Source organism: Lentzea sp. NPDC003310 (assembly GCF_040610935.1).
Taxonomy (GTDB): Bacteria; Actinomycetota; Actinomycetes; order Mycobacteriales; family Pseudonocardiaceae; genus Lentzea.
This window is the reverse complement of the sequence record NZ_JBEXNC010000009.1, coordinates 209,647-225,255: the sequence shown is the minus strand read 5'-3', so window position 1 is coordinate 225,255 and position 15,609 is coordinate 209,647. Positions and strand designations below refer to the sequence as shown.

Genomic DNA, 15,609 nt, shown 5'->3' with positions numbered 1-15,609 from the left:
GATCAGACGACCGCGCGCTCCTCCGCGAAGTGGCACGCGGCGGGATGACCGCCGCCCCGCACCACCAGTTCGGGCACCTCGGTCGCGCAGATGTCCTGCGCCTTCCAGCACCGCGTGCGGAACCGGCAGCCCGAGGGCGGGTCGATCGGCGACGGCACGTCACCCGTCAGGCGGATGACGTCACGACGCCCGCGCTGGGTCGGGTCCGGCACCGGCACGGCGGACAGCAGCGCCTGCGTGTACGGGTGCATCGGGTGCTCGTAGATCTGTTCCTCGGTGCCGATCTCCACGATCTTGCCGAGGTACATCACCGCGACGCGGTCCGACAGGTGGCGGACCACCGACAGGTCGTGCGCGATGAAGACGTACGAGAGGCCCATCTCCGACTGCAGGTCGCCCAGCAGGTTCATGACCTGCGCCTGGATCGACACGTCCAGAGCGGACACCGGCTCGTCGCACACGATCACCTTGGGCTTCAACGCGAGCGCGCGGGCGATGCCGATGCGCTGGCGCTGACCGCCGGAGAACTGGTGCGGGTACCGGTTGATGTGCTCCGGGTTGAGACCCACGGTCTCCAGCAGCTCCTGGACCTTGCGCTGCCGGTCGCCCTTGGGCGCGACCTCGGTGTGGATCTCGAAGGGCTCACCGACGATGTCGCCGACCGTCATGCGCGGGTTCAGCGACGTGTACGGGTCCTGCAGCACGATCTGGATGTCCCGGCGCAGCTTGCGCAGCTCCGAGCCCTTCATGCCGAAGATGTCGCGACCTTCGAACTTCGCGACGCCGGACGTCGGCGGCTCCAGGCGCATCAGCACCTGGGCCAGCGTGGACTTGCCACAGCCCGACTCGCCCACGACGCCGAGGGTCTCGCCCTTGTTGAGCGTGAACGAGACGCCGTCGACCGCCTTGACGTGGCCCACGGTGCGCTTGAACAGCACGCCGACGCGGACCGGGAAGTGCTTGACGAGGTTCTCGACCTCGAGGATCGGCTCAGCCACGAGCGACCACCTCTTCCGCGATGTGGCACCGGCTGGTGCGGCCCATGCCGAGGTTGTGCACGGCCGGCACCTCGGTGGTGCAGCGGTCGAACACGCGCGGGCAGCGCGGGTTGAACGGGCAGCCGGCCGGGATGTTGGTGAGCGACGGGGGCAGACCCTTGATCGTCTTGAGCTCCTGGCCGCGCAGGTCCACGCGGGGCAGGGACTCGAGCAGCGACTCGGTGTACGGGTGTCCCGGCGCGCGGAACAGCTCGTAGACGTCGGCGTGCTCGACGATGCGGCCCGCGTACATGACTGAGATCCGGTCCGCGACGTCGGCGACCACGCCGAGGTCGTGGGTGATCAGGATCATGCCCATGTCGCGTTCCTTCTGGATCTCCGCGAGCAGGTCCATGATCTGGGCCTGCACGGTGACGTCCAGCGCGGTCGTGGGCTCGTCCGCGATCAGCAGCTCCGGGTCGAGCGCCAGCGACATCGCGATCATCGCGCGCTGCCGCATGCCGCCGGAGAACTGGTGCGGGTAGTCCGAGATCCGTCCCTTGGCGTTCGGGATCTTGACCTGGTCGAGCAGCTCGATGGCGCGCTTGCGGGCGTCCGCCTTGGACATCCCGCGGCGGACCTTGAGCTGCTCCTCGATCTGGAACCCGACGGTGAACACGGGGTTCAGCGCCGAGAGGGCGTCCTGGAAGATCATGGCGATGCCCTCGCCACGGATCTGGCGACGCTCGTCCGCCGACTGCTTGAGCAGGTCCTCACCGCGGAACTTGATCGAACCGTTGGTGACGAACCCCGGCGGCGTGTCCAGGATGCCCATGATCGTCTGCGCGGTCACGGACTTGCCGGAGCCGGATTCACCCAGCACGGCAAGCGTCTCACCGGCGGAGACGTGGTAGTTGACGCCGTTGAGCACCTTCGCGACACCGTCGCGGGTGCGGAATTCCACGTGGAGATCCTCGACCTCCAGCAATGGCTGAGTCACAGGATCTTCCTAACGGGACTTGGGGTCGAGGGCGTCGCGCACGGCGTCGCCGAGCATGACGAAGGCCAGCACGGTGATCGTGACGAAGCCCGCGGGGAACAGCAGCATGTGCGGAGCCGACTGGAAGTAGTCGCGCGACTCGGAGATCATCACGCCCCACGACACGACCGGCGGGCGCAGGCCGATGCCGAGGAACGCGAGCGTGGCCTCGGCACCGATGAAGGCACCCAGGGCGATCGTCGCGTACACCAGCACGGGCGCCACGGTGTTCGGCAGCAGGTGCCGGAACACGATCCGCAGCGGGGACGCCCCGAGGCCGCGCGCGGCCTTGACGTAGTCCTGCTGCTTCGCCACCAGCGTCGCGGAACGCATGATGCGCATGGCCACCGGCCACGACAGCACGGCGATCGAGAGCACCACCTGCGTGATGATCCGGACGACACCGGGGTTCTCCGTAGGCGCGTTCAGCGTCGTCAGGATGACGATCGCACCGAGCACGAACGGGATGCCGGCGAAGATGTCGCCGAACCGCGAGAGCACCGAGTCGATCCACGTCTTCGCGTAGCCCGCGATGATGCCGATGATCGATCCGATGAGGACGGTCAGCAGCGTCGCGAACAACCCGACGAGCAGCGACGCGCGGGCACCGTGCATCGCACGGGCGTAGACGTCGTAGCCCTGCAGGTCGTAGCCGAACCAGGCGTCGCCCGATGGCGGCTTGAGCGAGTTGTCGAGGTTGGACGCGCGCGGGTCGACGGAGGTGAACAACGTCGGCCAGATCGCCATCAGGACGATGATCGCGATGATCACCAGCGAGACGATGAAGGTGGGCTTGCGGCGGAGCTCGCCCCACGCGTCGCTCCAGAGCGAGCGGGGCTTGCGCTGCTTCTGCGACGAGTCGTCGACGTGGCTGAGCTGGTCGACACCGGCCGCCGCGGAGGCCTCGAGTCCGGTTCCGCCGGACACGGATCCTGGGTCACTCATAGCGAATCCTCGGGTCGAGAACGGCGTACAGGAGGTCGACGAGCAGGCTCATCAGCAGGTACACGAGGACCAGCAGGGTCACGATGCCCGTGACCATGATCCCTTCCTTCTCCTGGATGCCGCGGAAGATCAGGCCGCCGATGCCGTTGATGTTGAAGACGCCCTCGGTGACGATCGCGCCACCCATGAGGCTGCCGAGGTCGGTGCCGAGGAACGTGATCACCGGGATGAGCGAGTTGCGCAGCAGGTGGATGCCGACGACGCGGGACTGCGGCTGGCCCTTCGCGATGGCCGTGCGCACGTAGTCCGAGCGCCGGTTCTCGACGATGCTGGTGCGGGTCAACCGGGCCACGTAGGCCATCGAGAGGCTGCCGAGCACGAAGCCGGGGAGGATCAGCTCCCCGAACGTCGGATCGGAGCTGACCGAGGTGTCCATGATGTCGAAGCCCTGCGGGCCGAGGTAGAGCCGCAGCACGAAACCGGTGACGAAGACCGGGAGCGAGATCAGGAACAGCGTCGAGACCAGGACCAGGTTGTCCAGGAAGCCCGACTTGCGCAGGCCGGTGAGGACGCCGGCGATGATGCCGATGACGGCCTCGATGATCAGCGCGATGATGCCCATCTTGAGGGTGATCGGCCACGAGGTGGCGATCTGCTCACCGACGGACACGCCGTTGAAGGTGGTGCCGAAGTCACCGACGAGCAGGTTGCCCAGGTACTTGAAGTACTGGACGACGAGCGGGTCGTTGAGGTTGAGCTTCTGGCTCATCTCGGCGATGTAGGCCGGATCGCACGGCCGCTGGCCGCACTTGCCCGCGAAGGGGTCCTGCGGGATGGCCCAGACCAGGGCGTAGATCAGAAAAGTGGTCCCCAGGAAGACCGGTATCAGCTGCAGCAGACGGCGCAGCACATAGCGACCCATGAGGTCGGCTCCTTGCGTGGTGGGGGGCACCAGAGGTCCGAACACCGGTCCGGCCCCGCGCCCGTAACGCTCGAGGGACGCGGGGCCGGACGGTGTTGCTCAGAACTCAGGTGTCAGGCAATCAGGCCTTGACGCGGAACGTCTCCAGAACGCCCTGACGCTTGAACGACATCTTGGCGTCGAGCAGGTTCTTGGACCGGCCGCCGATGCCCTTCTCGTTCCAGGTCGGCATGGAGGGCAGGTCCTTCGCGATGAGGTCCTCCGCCTGCTGGTAGATCTTGATCGCCTCGTCCTCGTTCGCCGTCTCGTCGGCCTTCTTCAGAAGGGCGTCGACCTCAGGGTTCGAGTAGTTCGAGTCGTTCGAGGAACCACCGGTGCGGTACAGCGGGTTGAGGAAGTTCTCGATCGACGGGTAGTCGGCCGACCAGTCCGAACGGCTCATGCCGGTCAGCTGCTTGCCGTCGACGATCTGGCGGAACGCACCGAAGTTGGTGGCACCGACGAACTCGCAGTCAACGCCGAGCGCCTGCTTGATGCTGTTGCACGCGGCCTCGAGCGGCTCCTTGCGGCCACCGTCCTGGTTGGACTGGATGGTCAGCTTCTTGCCGGTGAAGCCCGACTCCTGGAACAGCTGCTTGGCCTTCTCCGGGTTGTACTTGCAGTACTCGCCACAAGTGTCCGCGCGGTAGCCCTTGATGCCGGGCGACACGAAGCTGGTGGACGGCACGTAGGAGCCGGCCAGCACGGTCTTCGTGATCTGCTCCCGGTTGATGGCCATCGAGACGGCCTGGCGCAGCTTCACGTTCTTGAACTCGGGGATGTACTGCGGGAACGCGATGGCGCTCTGGCCGAGCAGGTTCGCGGTCACCACGGCGTCACCGAGGTCGGCCTTGTACTTCTCGCCGACCTTGGCGGACGGGGGCAGGGCCTCCATGAAGTCCAGCTTGCCCGCGACCAGGTCCTGGTACGCGGTCTCCTGGGAGGAGTAGATCTTGTAGTCCAAGGTCTTGAAGTGGACCTTGTCCTCGCCCTTGTAGTCGTCGAAGCGCTCCATCTTGATCAGCGCGTTCGGCGTGCGGGAGACGAACTTGACCGGGCCGTTGCCGATCGGCTTGGCCTCGGCGGCCTTCGGGTCCGCGAAGAACGAGTCGGCCATCGGCGCGAACGGCGTGTAGCCGATCATCGTCGTGAAGACCGAGGTCGGGCCGTTGAGCGTGACCTTGAACTCGTAGTCGCCCACCAGCTCGAGACCGGACATCTTGTCCTTGGCCGGCTTGGCGTTCTCGTCGGCCGGGTGGACGTCCTCGAAGCCCGCGATGGGGGCGAAGAAGGATGCCGCCTGCTGAGCGTTCGGCGCGTACGCGGCCCAGTTCCAGGCGTCGACGAAGTTCTTCGCCTTGACCTCGGTGCCGTCGTGGAACTTCCAGCCCTGCTTGATCTTGATGTTGTAGACCTTGGCGTCACTCGACGTGATCGACTCGGCCATCAAGTTGTAGGGCGCGCCGTCCTCGGCCTTGTAGCCCACCAGACGCGAGAACAGGGAGTCGGTGACCTTGCCACCGCCCGCCTCGGTCGTGTTGGCCGGGAACAAGGTGCTCTTGGGCTCGGTGCCGTAGATCGACACCGTGCCGTCCGGGTTGTCCTTGCCATCGGCGGCGTTGTTCGTGCCACCGCCGCCGCCGCATGCGCTGAGCGTCATGGCCAGCGCGGCTGGCAGAGCCACCCACGCAACCCGTGATCGCGACATCAGTCTCTCCCGCCTTTCCCCGGCGCCGCCGCAGATATTGCGTGCGCGCGCCTCCCCGGGAGGTCTCGTCCACCTCCCAAAACGTGAGAGGACGTTAACCGGGGCGTCCAGTACATCGCGCACCGAAATCGGTCACAAAATAGTCACGATCACCTCAAGCGCACCTTAATTCGGCGCTAGACCAGCGAAAACGCGATGCCGTCGAGGATGTCGTGCTCGCTGCACACGAGCGTGCGAATTCCCGCGCGATTCTCGAGCTCGTCGGCAATCGCACGCAGTACCACTGCTCCACCGCAGATCACGTCCACCCGACCGGGGTGCATGGGTCCCAGCGAGGCACGATCATCATGCGTCATGGAGAGGATACGGTCGGTGATTTCACGAACATTGTCAAGTGTGATGCGGCTGAGGTGAATATCGTCGCTGTTGTACACCTCCAACCCCTGGACCAGGGCTGACAATGTCGTAACCGTCCCGGCGACCCCGATCCACGTCTTCGTCTTCTCCACCGGGACCACTTCGAACGCCTCTTTGATTGCGGCGCGCGCAAACGCTTCCGCTTGTTCGATTTCGTCCTTGCTGGGCGGATCGGAGTGGATGAAACGCTCCGTCAGCCGCACGCAGCCGATGTCCATCGACCGCGCGGCCTCGACCTCCGAGCCCGTCCCGAGGACGAACTCGGTGCTGCCACCACCCAGATCGGTGACGAGGAAGGGTCCCTCGTCCGGGTCGAGATCGGCCACCGCGCCGAGGTAGGACAGCCGCGCCTCCTCGTCCCCGGTGATCACCTCGGCGGGCGCGCCGAGGATCTGCTCGGTCATGCCGAAGAACTCGTCGCGGTTGCTCGCGTCCCGCGTGGCGCTCGTGGCGACCATCCGCGCCGACTCGACGCCCTTGCGCTGCATCGTGCGCGCGTAGTCGAGCAACGCCTGCCGGGTGCGCTCGATCGCGTCGGGGTGCAACCGCCCGGTCGCGTCGACGCCCTGGCCGAGCCGGACGATCTTCATCTCGCGGTGCACGTCGCGCAGCCACGCGGTGCCGTCTTCGCGCTTCGTCACGTCCGCGACGAGCAGCCGGATCGAGTTGGTTCCGCAGTCGATGGCCGCGACCCGCGACATGGGCACTCCTCAGTGGTTCTGTCGATGTTCTTCAGCAAGCATCGCGTACACGCGCTGGGCCGGCACGAGCCGAGCGGTTCCGGCCTGGAGGTCAGGTCATCGGCTCGTCCACCGCAGTGCCGGCGGACGAGCGTCGAGCCACCTGCGTCAGGGCAGCCGGTGGAGCTCGTTGCCGTCGGCGTCGCTGGTGATCACGTTGCCCGGCGGCCAGACGGAGATGCCGCCGTTCCACTGCTCGATCCTGATCTCGTCACCGCCGTCCCGGTCCACGACCGTGGCGTGCACGGCCTCGTTCGGGCCGAGGTCGTAGGTCATGCCGCTCGGCTCGAACATCACCGTCAACGAGCTTTCCTCGGCCGCGCGGATGCTGATGCGAAGTCCCTCCACCTACCTGCCCTCCGGGGCAAGAAGTGCTTCCATGCCGTTGAGGTACGGCATTCCCTCGCGCTCGGAGCGGTGCAGGACCTTCCGGTACGTGTCCGCGGGATCAGCGGGGTCGGCCGCCCGCAGCTCTTCGAGATCGCGCAGCTGTTGCTGGTACAGCTCGGCCAGTCGCGTCTCCGAGACCACCGCCTCGTCAGCGGACGGGGTGCGCCACGCGGTCAGCGCCGCGGACACGGCCAGGCCCGCGTCGCTCTCCTCCAGCTCGACGAGGTCGCGTCCCAGTGCTTTCAGCGCCGCGTCGACCGCGAACGCGGACCGGGCGGTGTCGTCGAGCTCGTCACACCCCCGCCGGACGAGTTCGATCTCCTCGGTCGTCAGCACCGCGGCATTCTCACCCACAGCGGTGCGAGTCGGGGTCGCGCCTCTCACCAGGACTCGGCGCCGGTCAGCACGATGACGACCTCGTCGGGCTCGTCCGTACCGTCGCTGTAGACCTCGACGCGGTTCTCGACGTTCGGCACGGGCACGGTGATCCGCACCGAGTCATTCGGGTCGGTGATCTCGATCGACGCGCTGAGCAGGGTCAGCTCCCCCGAGTGGACGAGGACTTTCCCCTCCGGCCGGTGTGGTCCCTGCACCCACCGCACCGTGGCAGGACCGCTCGCCGCCTGGCGGACGGCCACGTACAGGGAATCCGGTCCGCCGTGGACGACGTCCGTCGCCGCGTCCCAGTCCTCGTGCACGTCGACGCTGCCGGGCGAGGCCACGACGACCAGCCCGTGCGCGAACCTGACCGTGCACGCGGCGAAGAGCATCATCAGGTCAGTATCCGGCGGCCGTGAGGTCGGCGATCGTGCGGTCGTCCAGACGGCTCATGAGGAAGATCGTGTCGCGGGGACGACCGTTGGCGACGACCTCGCCGTCGTGCTTGTGCTGGAGCCACGCCGCGATGATCGAGACGTAGGTGAGGGCGTCGCCCGGGATGACCTCGTCGCGCGAGAAGCAGTCGACCACGAGTTGGCCGTCGAACCAGGACGTGGTGACGACTGCGGGGAACGGTTCAACGTCACCTACGGGCGGCGGTGGCGGGGTCCGGTCCAGTTCGCCCTCCGCCGCTGTGAAGGTCCACCTCCAGCGCCACCAGCCGAGCACCTGGATGGGCTCCGGCAACATCGACGGGGACAGGCGGTAGCCGTCGTAGGGATGGGGCACGTGTCAGGCCTTCACGAGGTGCAGGAACGCCGACCACGCCTGTTCGGAGACGGGGAGGTGGGTGGCGGGGGCCTTGCTATCGCGGATGCCGACGCCGTGGCCGACCTCGACGCAGCTGCTGGCCTCGGGGCTGTAGCTGCTCTTGCGCCAAGTCGCCATGCGGAAACGTCTCCTCAGAACAGGACGCTGGTGATCGGCTCCCTCGATTGTTCCGGCTCAAGGCGTCCCGATCCAGCCCCATCAGGGCCTTCACTCCTCAGTGGTTCTGTCGATGTTCTTCAGCAAGCATCGCGTACACGAAACTGTCCGCCCACTCGCCCTTGAAGAGCTCCCGGTGCCGGAAGTGCGCCTCGCGCCGCATGCCGAGCCGCTCCATCACCCGCCACGACGCCTCGTTGCGCACCTCGCACTCGGCGGTGATCCGGTGCAGCCCGAGGTCGAAGAACCCGAGGTCGAGAAGCGTGCGCGCGGCCTCGGTCGCGAAACCCCTCCCCTGGACCGCCGGGCTGAGGATGTAGCCGATCTCGCCCTGCCCGTGCTCGGCGCTGAGCAGCTTGAGGTCGGCCTCGCCGATCACCCGCCCCTCGAACACGACGGCCAGCGCCAGCGACTGCCCGTCCTCGACGATCTCGTCCTGCGCCGTCCACCGGGCGAGGCTCTCCTCGGTGTCCTCGCGGCTGCCGGCCTCGCTGTAGAGGAAGCGGTGCACCGCGGGCAGCCGCCGGTAGGAGAAGACGTCGTCGAGGTCGGTCTTCTCGAACGGCCTCAGCAGCAGCCGTTCGGTCTTGACCGGGTAGTCAGGCCTGAGCACGCGCGAACTCCTCCTCCAGCATCGCGTAGACGAAGAGGTCACCCCACTCGCCCTTGAAGATCTCCAGCTCGCGGAAGTGGGCTTCGCGGCGCATGCCGAGCCGTTCCATCAGGCGCCACGACGGCTCGTTGCGCGGGTCGCACTCGGCGACGATCCGGTGCAGGCCGAGGTCGCGGAAGCCCAGTTCGAGCACCGCGCGGGCGGCCTCGGTGGCGTAGCCGCGGCCGTGGAAGTCGGGGTTGAGGCTGTAGCCGATCTCGCCCTGCCGGTCCTTCTCGCTCCGCCACTTCAGGACGGTGCTGCCGATGACCCGGTTCTCGTCGGGGAGGTGGACCGCCAGCGCGAGCCGGTCGCCCTCGGCCTTGAGCTCGTGGTCGGCGATCAGCTTGTCCAAGAGTTCGGCGCACTCCTCACGCGTCACGGACTCGCCGTAGAGGTAGCGGAAGACCTCGGGGCGGGAGCGGTAGGCGTAGAAGTCGTCGAGGTCGGTCGGTTCGAAGGGGCGGAGCAGGAGGCGGTCGGTCTTCAGCACCCCAGCACCCTGCCAAGGAACGTCCCCGGTGCCACCTCATTTACCCCACACGAACGGGCACGTGTCCGAGGACGAGGCTCTCCAGCCCGCGTCACCGACCCCGAAGACCTTCAGGACGGACCCGACGAAGCAGATCGTGCCGCCGTCGTCCACGCCTGGGAACCACCTGCCGTCCAGCTCGCCGATCGGCGCGACGATCCGCCCGTGGGCGGCTCCCACCTCGCCGAACCTGCCTGCCTCGCCCACGCACAGCAAGGGGCCGAACTCCAACGCCTCCCTCGCCCGCGTGACCCCGTGGCCGGGCGCGGACAAGCCGAAGAATTCGGCCAGGAACCGCACGGCGGTCTCCGGGAAGACGAACCCCTCCTCCTCCAGCGAACCCCGCCACTGCTCGGTGCCGACCGTCCTGGCCCGAGGGTGCGTTCGGAGAAGCGCGGACTCATGCGGCCTCAACGAAATGCGGGAGCGCCGGCCATCGACTGCGTGAGCAACTCGATCCGGCTGCTCGTCGAGAAGCGGGAGGACGGCTCCGCCTGGCCGGCCCAGAACTCGCAGCGCCGCTGCGGTCATCCGTCAGCGCGCTCGCAACGCGCGGACGAGGTAGTCGTCGATGTCCAGCGCCTCCGCCTGGGACACCGGCGGAGCGGACCACTGCGCCCGCTCCATGTGATCCAGGACGGACTGGTCCAGGCCGATCCCGTACGTCTCGACGTAGTCGGCGGCGTCACACCGCCAGTAGTAAGTGCCATCGGTCATCACGCCGGAACCGCCGGCGACTCCGAACCGTCCGTCCAGGACATCTTCGGTGTACTCCATCAGCGCGATCACCAGGGCACCGCCGCGGAGGTACCTCGCCACCTTCTTGCGCAGGTCGCTGTCCAGCGCGCCGACAAGCGGCCGCAGGGTTTCCGGCGACAGGTCGAACGGCTGGTCACCGCCGGGACCGAACAGCCCGAGCGGTTCGACTGCACGGGGCACCGCAACCTCCACGTTCATCACGTCCACTCACGCAGCACGCCGGACCAGGTCGGCGAACCGCCGGGGTTCGCCTTGACCTCTGTCAGGGAGCCTTGACGAGGTGGAGGAACGCCGACCAGGCCTGTTCGGAGACGGGGAGGTGGGTGGCGGGCGCCTTGCTGTCGCGGATGCCGACGCCGTGGCCGACCTCGACGCACTCGCTCCCGCTTGCGCTGTAGCTGCTCTTGCGCCAGGTCGACATTCCGGTCCGCCTCCTCAGGACAGCATGCTGGTGATCAGCCCCCTCGATTGTTCCGCGTCCAACGCGTCTCGATCCAGCGCCTTCACCAGGTCCGCGTACATGTCGAGGGACGCCTTGTCTTCCAGGAAGAGGCCGGTGTTGAGGTTCTCCAGGTAGACGACCGGTTCGAACCTGTCGTAGTTCAGCAAGGTGAAATTGCTCGCCAGCCCGGCATGAGCACCGATGGCGGTCGGCACGATCCTGAAGGTGATGTACTGGCGCACCAACATCACCATGATGTGGTTGAGCTGCGTCCTCATGAGCAACTGGCCACCCACGGGCAGTCGCAGCGCCTGTTCGTGCACGTAGAAGAAGAACTCCTTGCCAGGCCTGAGGATCGCCTGCCGCTCAAGCTTCGCCCTGATCAAGGCATCGATGTCAGCGGGCAGGAGCTTGCGGGAGGACTTCTCCGCCACCTCGCGGATGTAGCCGGCGATCTGGAGCAGGCCAGGCAGCACGTTCATCGTCCACACGGTCACCTTGCTGGCGAGGCGTTCCTGGTCGACGAGGCTGCGCAGCTGGTCCGGTACTCCGTCCTCGGGGAACAGGAGCCAGCCCTTCTCCCGCGACTCCCGGTACAGGGCGACCATGCGGTCGAGTTCGGCGTGCGGCACGCGGCAGTAGGAGAGCAGGCGGATGACGTCGAGCTCGCTGACGCCGCCCTTCCCGTTGACCGCGTCGGAGAGCTTGGCCTCCTGCCAGTCCAGGACTTCGGCGAGTCCGCGCTGGGTCATGCCGCTCTGCTCGACGGCGTCGCGGACGCCCTGACCGAACTCGCGGCCCACCACGCTCGAGTTGCGCTTCGGCATGCGGACGAAGCTAGGAGACGAACTCCCCTTCACTCCAACGTTTCTGCCCGAATCGCCCCGAACGAAGTACGGGTTGGAATCGTTCCAACCCGACACGCCGGACTAGCTGGGCGTGGTCGTTAGCAAGCTCTGCGACGTCGTGGTCTCGGCCGCGCTGCTGGAACCGTTGGGAGTGGACGACTGCGAGTTCCCCGTCGAGCCGGTCGACCCCGTGGACGTCGACTGCTGCTGCGTCGTCGTCGTGGTCGTGGTGGTCGTCGTCGTGGTCGTCGTGGTGGTGGTCGTCGTCGGGTTCGTCGTCGTGGTCTGGCACGGGTCGGCCGGCGGCCTCGTGGTCGTCGGCGTCGTCGTGGACGTGGTGGTCGACGTCGTCGTGGACGTCGTGGTGGTGGGGCAGTTCGGGAACGACGGCGAGGTGGTCGTGGTCGTGGTCGTCGTCGGGTTGGTCGACGGGTTGCCGGTGTTGCCGTTGCCGTTGGTCGGCGGGTTGCCCGTGTTCGGGTTGCCCGGCGTCGGGTTCTGCACGTTGTTGCCGGTGTCGGGCAGCAGCGGCAGCGGGTCGACGTTCTCGCTGTACGTCTTGGCCCACTGCAGCACGGTCTGCACGTACGACTGGGAGTTGTTGTAGCGGAAGACGGCCTTCGCCTTGTCCTCCTGCTTGCTCAGGTCGCCGCCGCCGGAGCAGAGGTAGCGGCCGGCGCCGAGCGCGGCGTCGTAGATGTTGTTCGGGTTGACGATGCCGTCGTCGTTCAGGTCGCCGCCGAAGCTCGCCCACGTCGTGGGGATGAACTGCATCGGGCCGACCGCGCGGTCCCAGGCGGTGTCGCCGTCGAGGCGGCCGCCGTCGGTGTCGCGGATCGCCGCGATGCCGGGGGCGCCGTTGAGGACCGGGCCGAGGATCTTCGGGGTGGCGTCGCCGGCGGCGTTCACGCGACCGCTGTTGGCGTGGCCGGACTCGATCTTGCCGATGCCCGCGAGCAGCGACCAGTCGAGGTTGCAGCCGGGGACGAGCTCGGCCATGCGGTCCGCGGCGCGGATGTAGGCGTCGACCATCACGCCGGGGATGTCGTGGACGCCGGAGATGCCGTCGTCGAGGAGGCCGTCGTCGTCGAGCTCGTCGTCGAGGGAGCCGTCCTCGAGGTCGGCGAGCAGTGCCGCGCTCAGCTCCTCGGACAGCGGGAGACGGCCGGACGCGCCGAGCTCGGACGGGTCGCGGTGCAGGGCGCCGAAGACGTCGGCCGGTCCTAACGAGACAGCGATGTCATCGTGCTTGGCGAGGTTGACCCAGTCGACGAGCTTGGTACCGACGATCATCGCGGGGGCGAGCATCGCAGCCAGCGCGGCGACGGCGAAGCCCTTTTTCCTGGGGCTCAGCGCCGACGGTCCACGCAGTTTGGCCATTGCCACGAATACTCACCTCTCGTGCGTCATCGCGGCTCGCCGTCCTGCAGTTACGGCGAACGCCCCCGTCGTGACCTGTTCCACCCTGCCTCACTACGAAGCCTAGGTGTACCCAAGACGGAGTGAAGCGTGTGTTCGGTTCCGTTGACCGTTAACCGGCCGCGCAGTCACCGGCGGGCCACAGCCCCTGCTCGCCCAAGAGTGCCAGCGCCTCGTCGCCCATGGGGTTCACGCCCGGCCCCTTCGCGAGGGCGTGGGCGACGTGGACGTGCAGGCACTTGACGCGGACCGGCATGCCGCCCGCGGTGACCTGGGTGCCCAGCGACTCGATGGCGTCGCGCTCGGCGAGGTACGACTCGTGCGCGCGCTGGTAGGCGGCCGCGAGCTCCGGCTCGGTGGCCAGCCGGTCCTGCTGCTCCTTCATCAGCCCGCCGCTCTCCAGCGTGCTGACCAGCGAGTTCAGCTTGGGGCAGGTCAGGTAGTACAGCGTCGGGAACGGGGTCCCGTCCGGCAGCCGCGGGGCCGTCTGCACGACGTTGGGGTGCCCGCTGGGGCACCGGGAGGCGATCGCACGTGTCCCGCGCGGCGTGCGGCCGAGCTGCTGAGCGACCGTTTCCAGGTCAGCAGCACTTACTTGTGCGTCACCGATTCCCACAGTTCCTCGTACCAAGACCCTTGTGCCGCCTGCTTGCCCGACGGCCTCTCCGTTTCCGTGTTGCGACCCTCGTCACCCGGCAGTTGCACGATGTAGGGCGTCTCGCCGGGCCGCACCCAGTGCAGCCGCTTGCGCGCCTCGATCTCGACGTACGCCGGGTCCTGAAGCTCGGACTTCCGCTTTTCCAGGGCGGCCACCGTCTCGCGCAGCTTCTGCTGCTCGGCGCCCACGTCCCTGAGCTCGTCGCGCTGCGAGAGGTAGGTCCGCAGCGGGACCGCGATGCTCAACGCCAGTGCGCACAGCACCATCGCGAACATCGCGGCCCGCCGCGTCCCGGTCATCCCGAACGCGCCACCCGTGCCCTCACCGCGCCGTGCCGGCGCCTTCGGACGGGGTGGTTTGCGCGCGCGTGCGGGCCGCGCCTCCCGCTCTTCGCGGGGGCGGCGGGGACGACGCGCGCGCTCGGCCATGCCCTACAGCCTCTCAGCTCTCCGGCGTGTAGCGCGGGAACGCGAGCTCGCCCGCGTAGCGCGCCGCGTCGCCGAGGCTCTCCTCGATGCGGAGCAGCTGGTTGTACTTCGCGGTGCGCTCACCACGCGCCGGGGCACCGGTCTTGATCTGGCCGGCACCGGTCGCGACGGCCAGGTCGGCGATGGTGGTGTCCTCGGTCTCGCCGGAGCGGTGGGACATCATCGACTTGTAGCCGTACGACGTGGCCAGCGAGACCGCGTCGAGCGTCTCGGACAGCGTGCCGATCTGGTTGACCTTCACCAGCAGCGCGTTGGCGGCGCGGCGGGAGATGCCCTCCTCCAGGCGCTCCGGGTTCGTGACGAACAGGTCGTCGCCGACGATCTGGACCTTCTCGCCCAGCTCGGCGGTCATCTGGACCCAGCCGTCCCAGTCGTCCTCGGACAGCGGGTCCTCGATGGAGACCATCGGGTAGTCGCGGACGAGTTCGGAGTAGTAGCCGATCATCTGCTCGGCGGAGCGCTTGTTCTTCTCGAACGTGTAGGCGCCGTCGTTGAAGAACTCCGTGGCGGCCACGTCGAGCGCGAGCGCGACGTCGCGGCCCGGCCGGTAGCCGGCCTTCTCGATGGCCTCGAGGATGAGGTCGAGCGCGTCGCGGTTGCTGGCGAGGCTCGGCGCGAAGCCGCCCTCGTCACCCAGGCCGGTCGCGAGGCCCTTGCTCTTCAGCACGGACTTCAGCGCGTGGTAGACCTCGGTGCCCCAGCGCAGGCCCTCGCGGAAGGTCTCCGCGCCGATCGGCGCGATCATGAACTCCTGGATGTCCACCTCGGTGTCCGCGTGCGAACCACCGTTGAGGATGTTCAGCATCGGCACCGGCAGCACGTGCGCGTTCGGGCCGCCGACGTAGCGGAACAGCTCCAGGCCGCTGGAGGTCGCCGCCGCCTTCGCGACCGCGAGGCTCACACCGAGGATCGCGTTGGCGCCCAGACGACCCTTGTCCGGCGTGCCGTCGAGGTCCACGAGCTTCTGGTCCACGACGCGCTGCTCGACGGCCTCGATGCCGACCAGCTCGGGCCCGATCTCGTCGAGCACCGCGGTGACCGCGCGCTCGACACCCTTGCCCAGGTACCGCTTGGCGTCGCCGTCCCGCAGCTCCACCGCCTCGTGCTCACCGGTCGAGGCACCCGACGGAACGGCCGCACGCTCCAGCGTGCCGTCGTCCAGCGCCACCTCGACCTCGACGGTGGGGTTGCCGCGAGAGTCCAGGATCTCGCGTGCTCCGACCTGCTCGATGACCGCCACTTGCGCTCCCTGTTTCTCCTGCGTCTCGT

21 protein-coding genes are annotated in these 15,609 nt (G+C 67.8%); all 21 read right to left on the bottom strand.

Features of this window, described 5'->3' with window-relative positions; translation table 11 throughout:
• Window positions 1–2: 2 nt before the first annotated feature.
• Window positions 3–998 (bottom strand): dipeptide ABC transporter ATP-binding protein, encoded by a 996-nt coding sequence (locus ABZX02_RS20235; RefSeq protein ID WP_355300112.1) that lies wholly within the window; start codon window positions 996–998, stop codon window positions 3–5.
• Window positions 991–1,941: an ABC transporter ATP-binding protein gene (locus ABZX02_RS20230; protein WP_355300111.1), complete on the bottom strand. Its 951-nt coding sequence runs from the start codon at window positions 1,939–1,941 to the stop codon at window positions 991–993. The genes ABZX02_RS20235 and ABZX02_RS20230 overlap by 8 nt, the downstream gene beginning before the upstream one ends.
• 45 nt (window positions 1,942–1,986) lie before the next feature.
• Window positions 1,987–2,961, bottom strand: coding sequence for an ABC transporter permease (locus tag ABZX02_RS20225; RefSeq protein ID WP_355300110.1), 975 nt, complete (start codon window positions 2,959–2,961; stop codon window positions 1,987–1,989).
• Window positions 2,954–3,883 (bottom strand): ABC transporter permease, encoded by a 930-nt coding sequence (locus tag ABZX02_RS20220; protein WP_355300109.1) that lies wholly within the window; start codon window positions 3,881–3,883, stop codon window positions 2,954–2,956. The genes ABZX02_RS20225 and ABZX02_RS20220 overlap by 8 nt, the downstream gene beginning before the upstream one ends.
• A gap of 121 nt (window positions 3,884–4,004) precedes the next feature.
• Window positions 4,005–5,630 (bottom strand): ABC transporter substrate-binding protein, encoded by a 1,626-nt coding sequence (locus ABZX02_RS20215; protein ID WP_355300108.1) that lies wholly within the window; start codon window positions 5,628–5,630, stop codon window positions 4,005–4,007.
• A gap of 176 nt (window positions 5,631–5,806) precedes the next feature.
• The gene (locus tag ABZX02_RS20210; protein WP_355300107.1) at window positions 5,807–6,748 is read right to left on the bottom strand and encodes a Ppx/GppA phosphatase family protein; all 942 of its coding nucleotides are present in this window, start codon (window positions 6,746–6,748) and stop codon (window positions 5,807–5,809) included.
• A 147-nt stretch (window positions 6,749–6,895) separates the two neighbouring features.
• Window positions 6,896–7,135, bottom strand: coding sequence for a hypothetical protein (locus tag ABZX02_RS20205; RefSeq protein WP_355300106.1), 240 nt, complete (start codon window positions 7,133–7,135; stop codon window positions 6,896–6,898).
• A complete protein-coding gene (locus tag ABZX02_RS20200) occupies window positions 7,136–7,513 on the bottom strand; it encodes a hypothetical protein (RefSeq protein WP_355300105.1) in 378 nt (125 codons plus the stop codon).
• Between the two features lie 44 nt (window positions 7,514–7,557).
• A complete protein-coding gene (locus ABZX02_RS20195) occupies window positions 7,558–7,950 on the bottom strand; it encodes a hypothetical protein (protein ID WP_355300104.1) in 393 nt (130 codons plus the stop codon).
• A gap of 4 nt (window positions 7,951–7,954) precedes the next feature.
• Window positions 7,955–8,344, bottom strand: coding sequence for a hypothetical protein (locus tag ABZX02_RS20190; protein WP_355300103.1), 390 nt, complete (start codon window positions 8,342–8,344; stop codon window positions 7,955–7,957).
• 3 nt (window positions 8,345–8,347) lie between these two features.
• Window positions 8,348–8,503 carry a DUF397 domain-containing protein gene (locus ABZX02_RS20185; protein ID WP_355300102.1) on the bottom strand — a complete coding sequence of 52 codons (156 nt, stop codon included), beginning with the start codon at window positions 8,501–8,503 and terminating at the stop codon, window positions 8,348–8,350.
• A gap of 97 nt (window positions 8,504–8,600) precedes the next feature.
• Window positions 8,601–9,155, bottom strand: a complete 555-nt coding sequence (locus tag ABZX02_RS20180) for a GNAT family protein (RefSeq protein WP_355300101.1) — start codon at window positions 9,153–9,155, stop codon at window positions 8,601–8,603.
• Window positions 9,142–9,687 carry a GNAT family N-acetyltransferase gene (locus ABZX02_RS20175; protein ID WP_355300100.1) on the bottom strand — a complete coding sequence of 182 codons (546 nt, stop codon included), beginning with the start codon at window positions 9,685–9,687 and terminating at the stop codon, window positions 9,142–9,144. The genes ABZX02_RS20180 and ABZX02_RS20175 overlap by 14 nt, the downstream gene beginning before the upstream one ends.
• 36 nt (window positions 9,688–9,723) lie before the next feature.
• Window positions 9,724–10,140, bottom strand: a complete 417-nt coding sequence (locus tag ABZX02_RS20170) for an SUKH-3 domain-containing protein (RefSeq protein WP_355300099.1) — start codon at window positions 10,138–10,140, stop codon at window positions 9,724–9,726.
• Between the two features lie 120 nt (window positions 10,141–10,260).
• Window positions 10,261–10,665, bottom strand: coding sequence for a hypothetical protein (locus ABZX02_RS20165; RefSeq protein WP_355300098.1), 405 nt, complete (start codon window positions 10,663–10,665; stop codon window positions 10,261–10,263).
• A gap of 82 nt (window positions 10,666–10,747) precedes the next feature.
• Window positions 10,748–10,906: a DUF397 domain-containing protein gene (locus ABZX02_RS20160; protein WP_355300097.1), complete on the bottom strand. Its 159-nt coding sequence runs from the start codon at window positions 10,904–10,906 to the stop codon at window positions 10,748–10,750.
• 14 nt (window positions 10,907–10,920) lie between these two features.
• Window positions 10,921–11,754 carry a helix-turn-helix transcriptional regulator gene (locus ABZX02_RS20155; RefSeq protein ID WP_355300096.1) on the bottom strand — a complete coding sequence of 278 codons (834 nt, stop codon included), beginning with the start codon at window positions 11,752–11,754 and terminating at the stop codon, window positions 10,921–10,923.
• Between the two features lie 102 nt (window positions 11,755–11,856).
• Window positions 11,857–13,155 (bottom strand): lytic transglycosylase domain-containing protein, encoded by a 1,299-nt coding sequence (locus tag ABZX02_RS20150; RefSeq protein WP_355300095.1) that lies wholly within the window; start codon window positions 13,153–13,155, stop codon window positions 11,857–11,859.
• Window positions 13,156–13,306: 151 nt separating this feature from the next.
• Window positions 13,307–13,804 carry a DUF501 domain-containing protein gene (locus ABZX02_RS20145; protein WP_355300265.1) on the bottom strand — a complete coding sequence of 166 codons (498 nt, stop codon included), beginning with the start codon at window positions 13,802–13,804 and terminating at the stop codon, window positions 13,307–13,309.
• Window positions 13,786–14,280: a septum formation initiator family protein gene (locus ABZX02_RS20140; protein WP_355300094.1), complete on the bottom strand. Its 495-nt coding sequence runs from the start codon at window positions 14,278–14,280 to the stop codon at window positions 13,786–13,788. The genes ABZX02_RS20145 and ABZX02_RS20140 overlap by 19 nt, the downstream gene beginning before the upstream one ends.
• A gap of 13 nt (window positions 14,281–14,293) precedes the next feature.
• Window positions 14,294–15,580 carry a phosphopyruvate hydratase gene (eno, locus tag ABZX02_RS20135; protein ID WP_355300093.1) on the bottom strand — a complete coding sequence of 429 codons (1,287 nt, stop codon included), beginning with the start codon at window positions 15,578–15,580 and terminating at the stop codon, window positions 14,294–14,296.
• Between the last annotated feature and the right edge of the window lie 29 nt (window positions 15,581–15,609).

Coding starts and splice junctions, on each gene's coding strand:
- ABZX02_RS20225 (WP_355300110.1), bottom strand. CDS start 2,961: ATGAGTGACCCAGGATCCGTGTCCGGCGGAACCGGACTCGAGGCCTCC.
- ABZX02_RS20220 (WP_355300109.1), bottom strand. CDS start 3,883: ATGGGTCGCTATGTGCTGCGCCGTCTGCTGCAGCTGATACCGGTCTTC.
- ABZX02_RS20215 (WP_355300108.1), bottom strand. CDS start 5,630: ATGTCGCGATCACGGGTTGCGTGGGTGGCTCTGCCAGCCGCGCTGGCC.
- ABZX02_RS20210 (WP_355300107.1), bottom strand. CDS start 6,748: ATGTCGCGGGTCGCGGCCATCGACTGCGGAACCAACTCGATCCGGCTG.
- ABZX02_RS20195 (WP_355300104.1), bottom strand. CDS start 7,950: ATGATGCTCTTCGCCGCGTGCACGGTCAGGTTCGCGCACGGGCTGGTC.
- ABZX02_RS20185 (WP_355300102.1), bottom strand. CDS start 8,503: ATGGCGACTTGGCGCAAGAGCAGCTACAGCCCCGAGGCCAGCAGCTGC.
- ABZX02_RS20160 (WP_355300097.1), bottom strand. CDS start 10,906: ATGTCGACCTGGCGCAAGAGCAGCTACAGCGCAAGCGGGAGCGAGTGC.
- ABZX02_RS20155 (WP_355300096.1), bottom strand. CDS start 11,754: ATGCCGAAGCGCAACTCGAGCGTGGTGGGCCGCGAGTTCGGTCAGGGC.
- ABZX02_RS20150 (WP_355300095.1), bottom strand. CDS start 13,155: ATGGCCAAACTGCGTGGACCGTCGGCGCTGAGCCCCAGGAAAAAGGGC.
- ABZX02_RS20140 (WP_355300094.1), bottom strand. CDS start 14,280: ATGGCCGAGCGCGCGCGTCGTCCCCGCCGCCCCCGCGAAGAGCGGGAG.